This window comes from Streptomyces sp. 184 (assembly GCF_045781775.1).
Taxonomy (GTDB): domain Bacteria; phylum Actinomycetota; class Actinomycetes; order Streptomycetales; family Streptomycetaceae; genus Streptomyces.
The window spans coordinates 3,422,810-3,437,496 of sequence record NZ_CP123230.1; the positions used below are offsets into that span (position 1 = coordinate 3,422,810).

Consider the following 14,687-nt stretch of genomic DNA (forward strand, 5'->3'; position numbering starts at 1 on the left):
GGGGGACCCGCCGTGCGTCAGCGGCCGTTGCCGGGGTTCTGCTGCTGCGGGTCCTGCGGGGCCGCGCCGGGCTGGGCGACGATGGCCTGGGCGATCGCGCCGAGGATCTCCGCGCGCTGCTCGCGGGTGAGGTCCGCGCCGTCCACCAGCCGCTCCGCGGCGAGATAGCGGGAGAACTCCAGCGGCTGGGTGAAGTACGCCCGCAGCGTCTCGACCGTCGACTCCTGGGAGCGTACGAAGGTGCGGCCGATGAACCCGGCGAGCGCGGCCGAGGAGGCCCCGAGCACGCCGGCGACGATGCTGGTCGCGGTGTTGTCGGCGATCAGGGCGAGGACGGTGAAGCCGACCAGCATGCCGAAGCCGATGCCCATGGCCACCTGGGCGTTGCGGAAGGCGTGCCGGGCCTGCGTCTGGGCGATCCCGTGGTACTTGTCGAGCCGCGCGTGGGTGACGGTCCACAGGTCGGCCAGCACCAGCGCGTCCGGCTCGCCGGCGGGCGCGGGCCGCCGGCGCCGGCGGGCGGGCCGGTCCGCCCCGCCCGCCCCGCTCACGGGCTCGGTGTCCTCCTCGTCGTCCAGATCCGGCGGCCAGGGCTCCGCCGGGCGCCCCCGGCCGCGCCGCAGCGCGTCCTCGATCCCCTGCTCCGCGGCCCGCTCCCGGGCGCGGGCCTGCTGCACCTCGACGAGGGGGGCCAGCCACGGGGGCCGCCGGAGCAGGTGGCGCTTGCGGTACACCAGGGCGGCCAGGACGAGCACGCCCACGCCGAGCACGCCCACGGCGAGCAGGATCGTCCCCGTGTCCGAGTCGCGCGCGGAACTCACGCCGAACACGGCGGTCTCGTACCGGCAGGAGTCCCCCTGCTCCCCGGCAAGCGGCGTGATGTCCCAGGAGATAGTGCGTGCCCGCTCCGAGACGCGCACCTCGGCCGCGAATCCGCCGGCTGCCGGTCCGGGGTACGTACCCCGCCAGGTCCCGCCGTCCACGCCCTGGCCGCGGACCACCAGGTCCACCGTCCTGGGCTCGCACGTCACCGGCGACTCCGCGGGCCTGACGCCCAGCTCGATCCTGACCTTGTCGGACGGCCCGGCCAACTGGGCGGTGTAGGAAGCCGTGCCCCCGGATTCGACCGGCCCGCGGGGGACCAGCCGTTCGGTGGCGCGGGCGAGGCGGAACTTCGTCTGCTCAAGGGCGGGGACCAGCAGGCCCCCGGATACCGCCAGCACGACGCACAACAGCACCAGGGCGGTCATCCGCCAGCGGAACCGCTGCCGTAGGAACCGCGCGATCTCGTCCTCGGACGGGTCGGGCGTCTCGGTGCCGGCGGCGGGAGGATCGGGCATCGGACCAGGATCGCCGATCTTGCGTCCGCCGGCAGGGGAATCGGACAACGGAGCGGGAGCGCGGGGCGCGGGGCGCGGGCCCGAGGTTGCACAGACTCGAAATACCGTGTTCACAAACCTTTGTGACAAGGCATTTCCGCCTCCCGCCAAAGCATTTCCGGGGCACCTTCCGCCGATTTCCGGTCACGGCCCCCGGCGCGGCCCGAATTCCCGCCCGCCGCCCGCGCTAGGGTGTTCGACCTGCGGCGGAGCAGGGAGTCGGGGTGCGCATACAGCAACTGGAGTACGTGGCCGCGGTCACCCGGTTCGGCTCTCTGCGGCGCGCCGCGGAATCGCTGCACCTCTCGCAGCCGGCGCTCAGTGAGACCGTACGGAACCTGGAGCGCGAGCTGGGCGTCGACCTGCTGGACCGGCGCCGCTCCGGCGCCCGGATCAGCGACGCGGGCCGCGAGCTGCTGCCGCACATCGCCGCCGTGCTCGACGCCGTCGACCGGCTCCGCCGGGCCGCCGACGAGCAGCACCGGGTCAGCAGGTCGATACGCCTGGGCACCGGCGGCGCGATCGCCGCGCCGCTGCTGGCGCCGGCCGTCAGGGAGTTCCGCGGGGCCCATCCGCAGACCGGGGTGGAAATCGTCTCGGGTACGCCGGACTCCGTGCACCGCGGGCTGGTCGAAGGCGGTCTCGACCTGGGCCTCGTCGTCCGGCTCGCGGGCGACGACCCGCACTCCGACCTGTACGACACCGAACTGCTGCGCGGCCGGCCGGTGGTGTGCCTGAGCCCGGGCAGTCCGCTGGCGGAACTGGACGAGATCGGCGCCGTGGAACTGCTCGCCGAGCCGCTGATCGGGGTGCGCCCCGGCTGCCTCGTGCACCGGCTGCTGCACCGCCTGGGCGCCGGCCGCCCGCCGCTGCCCGCGTACGCGGCCGACTCCCCGGACGCCGCGAAGCAACTGGTCGCCGAAGGGCTGGGGGTGACGGTGCTGCCGGACTTCGGGGTGGTCGGCGATCCGCTGGAGCGGCACGGCGCGGTCACCTGGCGCCCGCTGGCGGGCGCCGCGGCCCCGGCCGTGCACCTGGTGCTCTGGCGCAGCCGCACCCGGGTCATCCCGCCCGCCGCCCGGGAGTTGCATGACGCCCTGGCGGCCGGCGCCGCGGCGGCGCGGTCCGTCCCGACCTGAGATCCCGCCGCCCCCGGGCGGCCGTACGCACCGCCGCCACGGGCGCCTTCCGCCCGTCGATTTGGCGTGAACCTGCCACTTGTCGAGGCGTCCGGCATGCGAGACGCTGCCGGTGCACCGCCCGCACCCGGGCCGTGCCACCCGCACCGCACTACCCCTCATTGCCCGTGATCCGGTCAACGAAAGGTTCTGGTGCACGAGATGAGACTCACCCCCACACCCCTGCGCCGCGCGGCGACGGTGCTCACCGCGCTCGGTCTGGCCGCCGGTCTCCAACTGGCCGCCGGCACCGGCGCGAACAGCGCTCCCGCCGACGGCGACCTCCGTCTCGCCCCGGCCGCGACGGCCATCGACGGCCAGTGGATCGTCGTGCTGAAGAACGGCGAGGTCACCAAGTCCGAGACCCGCTCCGTGGCCCGCGACCTCGCCGGCACCGCGGACGCGGCGCCCGAGCACGTCTACCGCACCGCGCTGCGCGGCTTCTCCGCCGAGATGAGCAAGGCGGAGGCCGCCGAGCTGGCCCGCGACCCGCGGGTCGCGTACGTCGAGCAGGACGCCGTCATGCGGCTCGCCGAGACCCAGAACAACGCCACCTGGGGCCTGGATCGCATCGACCAGCGCGACCTGCCGCTGAGCACCACGTACACGTACAACACCACCGCGGCCGACGTCACCGCCTACATCATCGACACCGGCATCCGCACCACGCACAACGAGTTCGGCGGGCGCGCCTCGGTCGGCACCGACACCGTCGGCGGCGGCCAGAACGGCCAGGACTGCAACGGCCACGGCACCCACGTCGCGGGCACCGTCGGCGGCAGCACGTACGGCGTGGCCAAGCAGTCGAAGCTCGTCGCCGTACGCGTCCTGAGCTGTAGCGGCTCCGGCAGCACCGCGGGCGTCGCGGCCGGCATCGACTGGGTGACCGCCAACGCCTCCGGCCCGTCCGTGGCCAACATGAGCCTGGGCGGCGGCGCCAGCACCACGCTCGACAACGCCGTCAAGCGTTCCGTCGCCTCCGGCGTGACGTACGCGATCGCCGCCGGCAACGGCGACATCTTCGGCACCCCGCAGAACGCCTGCAACTACTCGCCCGCCCGGGTGCCCGAGGCCATCACGGTCGGCGCCACGGACCGGACCGACCGGCGTGCCTCCTGGTCCAACTTCGGCACCTGCCTGGACCTGTTCGCGCCCGGCGTGAGCATCACCTCCGGCTGGTACACCTCCGACAGCGCCACCAACACCATCTCCGGCACCTCGATGGCCACCCCGCACACCGCGGGCGTCGCCGCGCTGTACCTCCAGGGCAACCCCTCGGCCACGCCCGCCCAGGTCGGCCAGGCCATCGTCAACAACACCACGCCGAACAAGGTGCAGGACCCGCGCACCGGCTCGCCGAACCGCCTGCTCTACTCGCTGTTCTGACCGAACCGACAGATCCGGCAGATCCGGCAGAGACGACCGCGCTGACAGCGCCGACACTTTTGTCGGCGTCGCAGGCCCCGCCGGCGACGCCACCCCTCCAGGAGACCGGCGCCACGGCCTGCCCCGCCCGGGACGACCCGGGCGGGGCGGGCCCCGCGCGTCAGCGCCCGCCGGCGGCGGCGAAGACGAACGTGAACGCCGCCGGGCGCGCCGTCAGTTCGTACCGGGGCAGCACGCCAGGACCGCAGGACGCGGAGCCGATGCCGTGCCGGGCGTGGTCCAGCGTCACGTGCACGCGGTCGCCCGGCACCAGGTCCGTCCGGTGCGTGGCGGCGTCCAGCTCCGCGGTGGTCCAGCGCCGGGCCGTGAGCGCGAACTCCGGCTCGCCCTCGACCCGCAGCCCGGCCCCGGCGTCCGTCAGCTCCGCCCAGCGCACCCGGGCGCGCGCGCCGTTCTCCTGCGGGCGCACGTACGGCGTGTGCAGTTCGTCCACCCCCGCCGACCAGCGGCCCAGCAGCGCCGCGGTGCCCGTGTCCGGGTACGCCTCGCCGGGCCCGCCGCCGTACCAGCGCACCGCGCCGTACGCCGCGGGCAGCGCGAAGCGGATCCCGAGCCGCGGCAGCGGCACCGGCCACTCGCCTTCCGGCGTCACGGCCACGGTCAGCGCCACCCGGTCCGCGTCGGCGGTCCAGCGGAACTCGGCGGCCAGCCCCAGGTCGGTGGCCGCGGGCGCCACCCGGGTACGGACCGTCAGCGCGCCGTCCGCGGCCTCCACCGCGTCCGTCCGGTGCCGCAGCCGGTGCAGCCCGGCCTTGCGCCAGCGCCGCGCCAGCTCGGTCTCCGGCTGCCAGTCGGCGCCGAGGTCGTTGTCCGTCGGCGCCCGCCACACCGCAAGCCGCAGGCCCTCCACGGGCACCCCGGCCAGCGTCCGCGGCTCGCCGGTCAGCCCGTCGAACACCGCCGGGCCGAGCCGGATCAGCGCGTCGTCGCGTACGGGCGCCGCCCCCGAGGGCCGCGCCAGCGGCGGGCGCGGCGCGGCGGTCCACTGCCCGCGCGCCACCACGTGCCCGGCCGGTGCCCAGGGGGTGTCCGCGGCGAGCCGGGCGGTGACGGTCCACTGCGCCTCGCCCGCGGCGGGCACACCGGGCGCGGGCAGTTCGACCTTCGCGCTCTCGCCCGGCGCCAGCGGCGGCACCGCGGCGGAACCCCCCTCGACCTCCGCGCCGTCGACCGCGTACGTCCAGGAGAACGCGAGGTGGTCCAGGCCGGCGAAGTCGTGCAGGTTGGTGACGACCGCCTGGCCGGGGGCGTCCCCGCCCTCGATGCGCACCGGCTGGACCACGTGGGCGAACTCGGTGAGCCCCGGCGAGGGCGTGCGGTCCGGGAACAGCAGCCCGTCGCAGACGAAGCTGCCGTCGTGCAACTCCTCGCCGAAGTCGCCGCCGTAGGCGAAGCCCAGCTCGGGGTGGGCGATCCCGTGGTCGATCCACTCCCAGACGAAGCCGCCCTGGCAGCGCTCGTACGTCTCGAACAGCCGCTGGTAGTCCGCCAGTCCGCCGGGGCCGTTGCCCATGGCGTGCGCGTACTCGCACAGCACGAACGGCTGCGAGCGCCGGCGCGCGTCCAGCGCCGGGTCGTCGAGCGGGTCCTCGGTGCGCTCGCCGATGCGGCGGACCTCGTCGTGGTCGGCGTACATCCGCGAGTAGACGTCGGTGTCGCGGCTGGTGGGGTCGCCCTCGTAGTGCAGGAGCCGGCCGGGGTCGCGGGCGCGGATCCAGTCGGCCATCGCGGTCAGGCCGGCGCCGGAGCCGCACTCGTTGCCGAGCGACCACAGGATGACCGACGGATGGTTCTTGTCCCGCTCGACCATCCGCTCCGCGCGGTCCAGCAGCGCCGGGGTCCAGCGCTCGTCGGCGACGGGGTTGCCGCGCCAGCCGAGGGCGTGGAAGCCGTGCGTCTCCAGGTCGCACTCGTCGATCACCCACAGCCCCAGCTCGTCGCAGAGGTCGAGGAACGCGGGGTGCGGCGGGTAGTGGCTGGTGCGTACCGCGTTGATGTTGTGCCGCTTCATCAGCAGCACGTCGGCGCGCATCGTCGCCTCGTCGACGGCGCGGCCGTGCTCGGGGTGGAACTCGTGCCGGTTCACGCCGCGCAGCAGGATGCGGCGGCCGTTGACCCGGAGCACGCCGTCCTCGACGGCGACGGTGCGAAACCCCACGCGCAGCGGGATCCGCTCGCCCGCGGTGGCCAGTTCGGCGCCGTAGAGCCGCGGGGTCTCGGCGGTCCACGGCTCGACCGGCAGCGTGGCGGACTCGCCGGTGGCGAGGTCGAGGCCCAGCTCGGGCACGGTGACCCGGCCGCCGGGCGCGCAGTCGACGCGCAGCGTGCCCGTGCCGGCCAGGTGGTCGTACGAGGCGTGCACGAAGAAGTCGCGCACGGCGCCCGCGGGCCGGTGCAGCAGCGTGACGTCGCGGAAGATGCCGGGCAGCCACCACTGGTCCTGGTCCTCCAGATAGGAGCCGGAGGACCACTGGTGGACGCGGACCGCCAGCACGTTGCCCGCGGGGCGCAGCAGCGCGCCGACGGCGAACTCGTGGGGCAGCCGCGAGCCCTTGAACTCGCCCAGCTCCGTGCCGTTCAGCCACACCCGCGCGTGCGAGTCGACCCCGTCGAAGCGCAGCAGGGTCTCTCCGTCTGCGGGGCCGCCCGCGGGGAGCGGGGCGGCGGGCCAGCCGGCGGGCAGGTCGAAGGTGCGCAGGTGGTCGCCGGTCGGGTTCTCGGCGGGCACCCGCGGCGGGTCGACCGGGAAGGGGTAGGGGGTGTTGGTGTACGCGGGCGCGCCGTGCCGGCCGCCGCCCTGGAGCACCCAGTGGCCGGGGACCGCGATCTCGTCCCAGCCGGAGGTGTCGTGGCCGGGGTCGGCGAAGGACGTGTCGTGGGTGGCGGCGGCGGGTGAGAGCCGGAAGCGCCAGGCCCCGTTCAGCGGCAGCCGGGCGGCGTCGGAGCGGGCATACCAGGCGCGCGGCGGCAGGGTGCCGGTGCCGGGTGCGGGGTCTTCGTGGGCGGGGAGGGCCGGATCGCGCATGAGATCCATCTGATCCCGCCGAGGGGCGCGGCACAACCGACGCCGCGCCCTCATCCGTTGGACTTTTCGGACACCGGTTGGACTTCCGTCCCGGTCCCCTCGCTCTCCGGGAGCCGCGCCGGCCGGCGGGGGTCCGGCCGGCGCGGCTGGTCAGCGGCCCTGGATCGACTTGACGTTGTTGCCGAAGCTCCAGTTCCGCGAGCCGTCCCAGTTGATCGACCAGGTCATCAGGCCCTTGAGCGCGCCGCCGAAGTGGCTCCACGCCTGCGAGACCAGCCCCGGCGACATGTGGCCGCCGCCCGCCCCGGGCTGCGCCGGCAGCCCGGGGGCCTGCTTGTCGTACGGGACGCGGATGGTGGTGCCCTGGACGACGAGGCCGCGGTTCAGGCACTCGGTCTGGGCGACGAAGCCCTGGACGGTGCCCGCCTGGTACGAGTCGCCGGAGCAGCCGTACATGCTGCCGTTGTAGTACTGCATGTTGAGCCACCACAGCCGGCCGTTGTCCGCGTACTTCTTGATGATCGGCAGGTACGCGCCCCAGATCGAGCCGTAGACCACGCTGCCGCCGGTGACGTACGCCGTCTCGGGGGCCATCGTCAGGCCGAAGCCGTCGGGCATCCGGGCGAGGACGCCGTCGATGATGCGGATGAGGTTGGTCTGCGAGGGGGAGAGCTGGTTGATGTTGCCGCTGCCGACGAGGCCGGTCTCGATGTCGATGTCGATGCCGTCGAAGTTGTACTGCTTGAGGATCGGCACCAGCGTGGCGACGACCCGGTCGGCGACGGCGCTGGAGCTGAGGTCGACGCCGGCCGTGGCGCCGCCGAGGGACATCAGGATGGTCGCGCCGCTCGCCTTGGCCGCGCACATCTCGGCCGGGGTTGCGACCTTCACGGTGTTGTCCATCCCGTCCTCCCACTTGACCGTGCCGTCCGAGAGGATGACGGGGAAGGCGGCGTTGATGACGTTGTAGCCGTGGGTGCGGATGCCGGGATCGGTGATCGGCGTCCAGCCGAACGGCGGGTGCACGCCGTTGGCGGCGCCGTCCCAGTTCTCCCAGTAGCCCTGGAGGATCTTGCCCGCGGGCTTGGGCTTGGTGGGACAGGTCTCGGCCGCCGTTGGTGCTGCCGCCGCGGGCTGTGCCGCCGCGGGCCCGGGCGCCTCGGGCGGGGTCGCCGCCGCGGCGGGGAGCTGGGCGGCGAGCACCAGCGTGAGGCCGATGCCGAACAGACGCAGCGTCCGGCTGATCGCAGACTGCATGACACGCTCGCCTTCTGGGCTGTGGGGTTGCCAGGAGAGGTACGTGTTGCGCTGCGGCACAACGTAAGTTGGTCCAGACCTTTCGTCAAGAGGTCTGGACCAAAGTCGCGCGAGGCGGGCGCGGGGAAGCTGTTCGTGCCGCGTTCACCTGCGAGTTCGTGACGTTGCCTAGCGTGCCGCCCATGCCCACCACGTACGGCACGGGAGTCCCCGCCGGCCCGAACGTCCCCGAAGTCCCCGTCGCCGCGGCCGGATCCGCCGCGCCCGACGCGTCCCCCCCGTCCTCGCCGTCCCGCCGCGGCGTGCTCCGCGGCCTCACCGCGACCGCCGGTGCCGCCGGCCTCGCCGCCCTCGGCGCCGGCCCCGCACTGGCCGGCGGCGGTCACCGCGGGCGCCCCGGGCGGCCGTTGCGGGTGCTCGTCGCCACGAACGAGCCCTGGGGTACGTACCATGTCAGGCCGCTGCTCGCGGAGGCCGGACGGCGCGGCGTACGGATCACGCAGCTCGTGCCCGACACCTCCGGAGTGCAGCCCGGCGACCCCGTGCCCGTCGCCACCCCGCGGACCGCGCCGCGCGCCGATCTGCTGGTCGTCACCGGCGCCGGTGACTGGCCGCTGGAGTGCCTCGCGCGCTTCCCGCGGCTGCCGGTGGCGGCCGGCTCCCTCGCCTACCTCGGCCCGCAGGAGGCCCCGGGCGCCCGGCTGCTGCGGCCCCGGCTGCGCGCGGTCACCTCCTCCTCGCCGGCCGAGGCGCGCGCGTTCGCCGGCTACCTCGGCCTGCGCCGCCGGATCCGGGCGGTCGGCTCGCCGCAGACCGACGCGCTGCCGGCCCACCGGCCGGAGCCGGGGCTCGTCCTCGTACTGACCAGCGTCACCCGCCCCGACGGCACCGGCGGCGCCGCGCCCGGCACCGAACTGCTGCTCGCCGCGGCCGGGAAGCTGCGGGCCGCGGGCAAGCGGATCCTGGTGGGCCTGCACCCGCGCGAGGACCCCAAACTCTGGGACGCGTACGAGATCAGCGACGTGCCGTCGATCCGGGCGGCGGCCCGGGCCGAGGCCGCGGTCGGCATCCCCGGCACCGTCTTCCCGCTGGTCGCCGCCGTCGGCGTGCCGCTGGTCGGCGTCACCGGCGCCGGACTGACCGTGCCGGACTACCTGCTGGCGGTCTGCTCCTCGACCATCGACGACCCGGCGGAGGCGGTGCCGGCCGTCGCCTCCGCGCGGCTGCCCGCGCCGGACGTCCTCGCCGACGCCGTCGGCCCGGTCGGCGGCTCGGCCGGCCGCCTGCTCGACGTCTGGCGCCGCACGGTCCACCCGCACCACCCGCATCATCCACACCACCCGCACCACGGCCACCGCTGAACCCCCGCCCCGGCCCGCGGTGCCCCTCACCGGCCGCCCCCTCACCGGCCGCCGTCCCGGGGGGCACCCCGCGTACGGGCGCGCACCCCCGTCACGTAGCCTCTGTGGCCCCGAGTTCGCGGCACCCGCCGCGGCACACGGACTCGCCCGGCGCGGTGTGCCGCCCCCGCCGGGGCGCACGGGAGGTGGACCCATGACCGTCGCGGACGCCGACGAGGCCGCACCCGTGCCCGGCGCCGGACCGGTCCTGGCCCTCGGCGCCGTCGAGAAGCGCTTCCCCGACGGCACCCGCGCCCTGGACCCCGTCGACCTCGACGTCGCGGCCGGTGAGTTCGTCTCCGTCGTCGGCCCCTCCGGCTGCGGCAAGACGACCCTGCTGCGCATCGCCGCCGGCCTCGTCGAGCCCACCGCCGGCGCGGTGGCCGCGCGCGCCGACCGCCTCGGCTACGTCTTCCAGGACCCGACGCTGCTGCCCTGGCGCTCGGTGCGTACGAACGTGGAGCTCTTCGGCGAACTGCGCGGCGTCCCGCGCGCCGAGCGGCGCAAGCGCGCCGACGACGCGCTGGAGCTGGTGGGCCTCACCGACTTCGCCGGCCACCGGCCGCGCGCCCTGTCCGGCGGCATGCGCATGCGCGTCTCCCTGGCCCGCTCCCTCACGCTGCGCCCGGAGCTGTTCCTGCTGGACGAGCCGTTCGGCACCCTGGACGAGATCACCCGCGAGCGGCTGGACGACGACCTGCTCCGGCTGTTCGCCGCCGAGCGGTTCGCCGCCGTCTTCGTCACGCACTCCGTGCTGGAGGCGGTCTACCTGTCCACCCGGGTCGTGGTGATGTCCCCCCGACCGGGCCGCATCTGCGGCGAGTTCACGGTCCCGTTCGGCTACCCGCGGACCGAGAGCCTGCGCTACGACCCCGAGCTGAACCGCATCGCGGCCGACGTGTCCGCGTGCATGCGCGCGTCCGCGCGCTGACCCGACCGCCCCCGACCCCCTCCGGAGGAACCCCCGATGCCCGTGAAGAACCACCTTCGCTCCTTAGCCGTGCCGCTCGTCGCCGGTGTGATGCTCACCGCCGCCGCCTGCGGGGACGACGGCGACGGCGGGGCCGACGACAGACCGTCGGCGCTCCCGGCGAAGAGCGGCGCAGTCGCCCTGGACGGCGTGTGCCCCGAGACCGTGACCGTGCAGACCTCGTGGCTGCCGAACGCCACGTCCTTCGGCCCGCTGTACGCGCTCCTCGGTGACTCCCCCGAGGTGGACGCGAACCGCAAACGGGCCACCGCGCCGCTGGTCGCCGACGGCAAGGACACCGGCATCTCCCTCGAACTGCGCGCCGGCGGCCCGGCGATCGGCTTCTCCACCACCTCCGCGCAGATGTACACGGACGAGGACATCGACCTCGGGGTGGTCGGCGGCTTCGACGAGATCGTCCAGCTCTCCGCCACGCAGCCGACGACCGCGGTGCTGGCGCTGCTGGAGAAGGACCCCACGATGATCTACTGGGACCCGGAGACGTACCCGGAGTTCGAGACCATCGAGGACGTCGGCAAGTCGGACACCACGGTGCTGTACTTCGGCGGCGACACGTACATGGAGTACCTGACCGGCACCGGGATCCTGGACAGGGACCAGGTGGACGGCTCCTTCGACGGTTCGCCCGCGCGCTTCGTGGCGTCCGGCGGCAAGCTGGCCTCCTCCGGCTACGCGGCCGAGGACCCGTACATGTACGAGCACGAGATCGACGACTGGCGAAAGCCCATCAAGGGCCAGCTCGTCTACGAGGCCGGCTACCCGATCTACGGGCCCTCGCTGGTCGTCCGCAACGAGCGGAAGGACGAACTGGCGCCCTGCCTGGAGAAGCTGGTGCCGGTCATCCAGCAGTCGCAGGTCGACTACCTCCGCGACCCGGACGCGACCATCGCCACCATCGTCGACATCGCCGAGCAGTACAAGGGCGGCGACGTGCTCACCGAGGGCATCGCCACGTACGGCATCGGCGAGATGAAGAAGCTCGGCATCGCCGCGGACGACGCCGAGGGCAAGGACGCCACCGTCGGGAACTTCGAGACCCCGCGGGTCCAGGAGATCATCGACATCGACAAGCCCATCTTCGACAAACAGAAGAAACCGGTCAAGGACGGCCTGGAACCGGCCGACGTCGTGACCAACGAGTTCCTCGACCCCGAGATCGGGCACGGCGGATGACCGGCCGCCCGACCGCCGGGGCCGCGCACCGCGGGCCCCGGCGGCGCGGTGGAGTACGCTGCCCTGTCGGCCCGTACCGCGGTGCGCGCCGGATCAGCCGCAGCCGCACGCGGCCGACGCGGAGAGGTTCATGAGCGACAACGGCATAGCCGACGGGCCCCACGGCACGTCGCCGCTGCCCGACCCCACGGCGGCCCACGCCTCCCGCACGTACGACTACCACCTCGGCGGCAGCGACAACCTCGGCCCGGACCGCGCGCTGGTGGACGAGGTCGAGTCCACCTTCATGCCGGACGTGAAGATGCGCGTGCGCGCCCAGCGGCTCTTCCTGGAGCGGGCCGTGCGCTACCTCGTCGAGGAGGCGGGCATCCGCCAGATCCTCGACATCGGCTGCGGCCTGCCGCAGCGGCGCATGCCCAACGTCCACGAGATCGCGCACGGCATCGCCCCCGACACCCGGATCGTCTACACCGACTTCAACCCCGTCGCCGTGGCGCACATGCAGGCACTCCAGTCCGACGGCGACCTGACCGTCGCCTTCGCCGGCGACGTACGCAAGCCGGAGCTGATCCTCACCCACCCGGAGGCGCGCGCGGTGCTCGACTTCGACCGGCCGGTGGGCGTGCTCATGGTGGGGCTGCTGCACTTCCTGCCCGACAAGGACGACCCGGCGGACCTGGTGGCGCGGATCCGCCGCGGGGTGCCGTCCGGCAGCCACCTCGCCGTGTCCCAGATCTCCGCCGAACTCGACTCCCGGGTCGAGCGGCTCACCAAGGTCTGGGCGCGCGGTGCCACGCCGATGGTGCAGCGCAGCCGCGCCGAGCTGGAGCGCATCATCGACGGGTGGGAGCCGGTCGACCCCGGCATCGTGGTCGCGCACCGCTGGCGCCCCCGCGACACCAACCGCGCCGAGGGGAACGCCTACACCCTGGTGGCAGTCAAGCCATGAAGATGCGGCCGTTGCTCCGCAGGCTGCCCGCCGTGCTGGTGGCCGGTGCCGCCGTGGGGGTGTGGTACCTGATCAGCATGGTGGTGCTGGCCGAGGACCGGCGCTTCCTGTTCCCGCCGCCGCACGACGTGGTGCGCGTCGGGTTCCTCGACGGCGACAACCGCGCCGAACTCCTCGACGCCCTGTGGCTGTCCGCGCAGGTCGCCTCGCTGGGCCTGCTCATCTCGGCGGCCGGGGCGATCGCCATGGCGATCCTGATGAGCCAGGCCCGGTGGCTGGAACGCTCCCTCTTCCCCTACTTCGTCGTGCTCCAGGTGACGCCGATCCTCGCCCTGGTGCCGCTCTTCGGCTTCTGGTGGGGCTACGGGTTCGGCACCCGGGTGCTGGTCTGCGTGATCATCGCCTTCTTCCCGATCCTGACCAGCACGCTCTTCGGTATCCGCTCCGCCGACGCCGCGTACCACGACCTGTTCAGGCTCCAGAACGCCGGCCGGCTGACCCGGCTGTGGAAGCTCCAGTTGCCGGCCGCGCTGCCGAGCATCTTCACCGGGCTGCGCATCGCCGCCGGGATGTCCGTCGTCGGCGCCATCGTCGGCGACTTCTTCTTCCGCCAGGGACAGCCGGGCATCGGGGTGCTCATCGACCTCTACCAGTCGCGGCTCCAGTCCGAGCAGTTGCTCGCGGCGGTGCTGATCTCCTCGCTCTTCGGCGTGCTGGTCTTCTGGTTCTTCGGCCGGCTCGCCCGGCTCGTGGTCGGGGGCTGGCACGAGTCCGTGGACGAACCCGGCGTCAACGGCTGATACCGGGCCGAGCGCCGCCGTCCCGCCGGGCGGTCCGCAGGTATCGGTCGGGTAGGCGAAATCCGGACGAAGGTTCGGGAAGCGGCGTTCGACGGGGTATGATTCCGCGCTGGCGACGGGATGCTGAACGGACCGGCGGGGGAGGGGAGATGGCGTCAGTACCGGTGGCCGGCGGCCGGCGTCTGCCCGGCGGCGCGGAACCCGGCCGGGGCGGGCCCACGATCCGCCGGATCGTCCTCGGCTCCCGGCTGCGCAGGCTCCGGATCCGGCGCGGCGTCGGACTCGACGCGGCGGCGCAGGCCATCAGGGCGTCGGTGCCCAAGATGAGCCGGCTGGAGCGCGGCCAGGGCGGCTGCAAGGAGCGCGACATAGCGGACCTGCTGACGCTGTACGGGGTGAGCGACCTCCGGGACCGCGAGGCGTACCTCGCGCTCGCCCGCGGCGCCAACACCCCCGGCTGGTGGCAGCAGTACGGCGATCTGACGCCGCGCTGGCTGGAGACGTACCTCGGCCTCGAAGAGGGCGCGACGCTCATCCGCGGCTACCAGTCGCACCGCGTCCCCGACCTGCTCCAGACCCCCGCGTACGCCGCCGCGCTGGCGCGGCTGACCTACCCGGACGACAGCGCGAGCGCCGTCGCCCGCCGCGTCGACCTACTGGAGCGCCGGCAGCAGGTGCTCGCCCGGTCCGATCCGCCGCGCTGCTGGCAGCTCATCGACGAGGGCGCGCTGCTCCGCAGCGTGGGCGGCCCGGCGGTGATGCGCGAGCAGATCCGGCATCTGATCCGGCTGCACAGCCCGGAGTTCCCGGAGATCGCGGTGCACATCGTGCCGCTCCGGTCCGCCGCCGCCACGGCGCTGGCCGGCTCGGTGACGCTGCTGCGCTTCGCCGAGGCGGACCTGCCGGACATCGCGTACCTGGAACAGCTCACCGGCGCGCTCTACCTCGACGACCCCGACGACGTCGAGCGGCACCGGCTGGCCGTCGACCGGCTGGCCGCGCCGGTGACGGAGCAGACGCGCACCGACGCGTTCCTGGGCGAGCTGCTGCACGCCACCTGACGCACCCGGGCCTCCCGGGCCGCCGGGG

At 74.2% G+C, this 14,687-nt stretch carries 11 protein-coding genes; 8 read left to right on the forward strand and 3 right to left on the reverse strand.

The window, feature by feature from the left end; all coding sequences use genetic code 11:
• Positions 1-17: 17 nt before the first annotated feature.
• Entirely contained in the window at positions 18-1,340 is a 1,323-nt protein-coding gene (locus QBL21_RS14455) for a TRADD-N-associated membrane domain-containing protein (RefSeq protein WP_407562583.1), read from the reverse strand.
• Between the two features lie 263 nt (positions 1,341-1,603).
• On the opposite strand from QBL21_RS14455, the gene QBL21_RS14460 reads away from it, so the two are divergent.
• Positions 1,604-2,518 (forward strand): LysR family transcriptional regulator, encoded by a 915-nt coding sequence (locus QBL21_RS14460; protein WP_407562584.1) that lies wholly within the window; start codon positions 1,604-1,606, stop codon positions 2,516-2,518.
• A gap of 192 nt (positions 2,519-2,710) precedes the next feature.
• Complete coding sequence (locus QBL21_RS14465; RefSeq protein WP_407562585.1) at positions 2,711-3,943, forward strand: S8 family peptidase; 1,233 nt, start codon at positions 2,711-2,713, stop codon at positions 3,941-3,943.
• A 160-nt stretch (positions 3,944-4,103) separates the two neighbouring features.
• Here the strand turns inward: QBL21_RS14465 and QBL21_RS14470 are convergent, their stop codons facing one another.
• Complete coding sequence (locus QBL21_RS14470; protein WP_407562586.1) at positions 4,104-7,037, reverse strand: glycoside hydrolase family 2 TIM barrel-domain containing protein; 2,934 nt, start codon at positions 7,035-7,037, stop codon at positions 4,104-4,106.
• A gap of 141 nt (positions 7,038-7,178) precedes the next feature.
• Positions 7,179-8,285 carry a chitinase gene (locus tag QBL21_RS14475; RefSeq protein WP_407562587.1) on the reverse strand — a complete coding sequence of 369 codons (1,107 nt, stop codon included), beginning with the start codon at positions 8,283-8,285 and terminating at the stop codon, positions 7,179-7,181.
• Between the two features lie 182 nt (positions 8,286-8,467).
• Here QBL21_RS14475 and QBL21_RS14480 point away from each other — a divergent pair, with 182 nt between their 5' ends.
• From QBL21_RS14480 to QBL21_RS14505, 6 genes are all read left to right on the forward strand, one after another.
• Complete coding sequence (locus tag QBL21_RS14480) at positions 8,468-9,646, forward strand: hypothetical protein (protein ID WP_407562588.1); 1,179 nt, start codon at positions 8,468-8,470, stop codon at positions 9,644-9,646.
• A gap of 193 nt (positions 9,647-9,839) precedes the next feature.
• Complete coding sequence (locus tag QBL21_RS14485; protein WP_407562589.1) at positions 9,840-10,616, forward strand: ABC transporter ATP-binding protein; 777 nt, start codon at positions 9,840-9,842, stop codon at positions 10,614-10,616.
• Positions 10,617-10,652: 36 nt separating this feature from the next.
• Entirely contained in the window at positions 10,653-11,849 is a 1,197-nt protein-coding gene (locus QBL21_RS14490) for a hypothetical protein (RefSeq protein WP_407562590.1), read from the forward strand.
• A gap of 130 nt (positions 11,850-11,979) precedes the next feature.
• The gene (locus QBL21_RS14495; RefSeq protein ID WP_407562591.1) at positions 11,980-12,798 is read left to right on the forward strand and encodes an SAM-dependent methyltransferase; all 819 of its coding nucleotides are present in this window, start codon (positions 11,980-11,982) and stop codon (positions 12,796-12,798) included.
• Positions 12,795-13,598 (forward strand): ABC transporter permease, encoded by an 804-nt coding sequence (locus tag QBL21_RS14500; protein ID WP_407562592.1) that lies wholly within the window; start codon positions 12,795-12,797, stop codon positions 13,596-13,598. The genes QBL21_RS14495 and QBL21_RS14500 overlap by 4 nt, the downstream gene beginning before the upstream one ends.
• 149 nt (positions 13,599-13,747) lie before the next feature.
• A complete protein-coding gene (locus QBL21_RS14505) occupies positions 13,748-14,659 on the forward strand; it encodes a DUF5753 domain-containing protein (RefSeq protein ID WP_407562593.1) in 912 nt (303 codons plus the stop codon).
• Positions 14,660-14,687 lie beyond the last annotated feature (28 nt).

Excerpts from the sequence above, each read along its gene's own strand:
- QBL21_RS14455 (WP_407562583.1), bottom strand. The coding sequence starts at position 1,340 with ATGCCCGATCCTCCCGCCGCCGGCACCGAGACGCCCGACCCGTCCGAG.
- QBL21_RS14470 (WP_407562586.1), bottom strand. The coding sequence starts at position 7,037 with ATGGATCTCATGCGCGATCCGGCCCTCCCCGCCCACGAAGACCCCGCA.
- QBL21_RS14475 (WP_407562587.1), bottom strand. The coding sequence starts at position 8,285 with ATGCAGTCTGCGATCAGCCGGACGCTGCGTCTGTTCGGCATCGGCCTC.
- QBL21_RS14480 (WP_407562588.1), top strand. The coding sequence starts at position 8,468 with ATGCCCACCACGTACGGCACGGGAGTCCCCGCCGGCCCGAACGTCCCC.
- QBL21_RS14485 (WP_407562589.1), top strand. The coding sequence starts at position 9,840 with ATGACCGTCGCGGACGCCGACGAGGCCGCACCCGTGCCCGGCGCCGGA.
- QBL21_RS14490 (WP_407562590.1), top strand. The coding sequence starts at position 10,653 with ATGCCCGTGAAGAACCACCTTCGCTCCTTAGCCGTGCCGCTCGTCGCC.
- QBL21_RS14495 (WP_407562591.1), top strand. The coding sequence starts at position 11,980 with ATGAGCGACAACGGCATAGCCGACGGGCCCCACGGCACGTCGCCGCTG.
- QBL21_RS14500 (WP_407562592.1), top strand. The coding sequence starts at position 12,795 with ATGAAGATGCGGCCGTTGCTCCGCAGGCTGCCCGCCGTGCTGGTGGCC.
- QBL21_RS14505 (WP_407562593.1), top strand. The coding sequence starts at position 13,748 with ATGGCGTCAGTACCGGTGGCCGGCGGCCGGCGTCTGCCCGGCGGCGCG.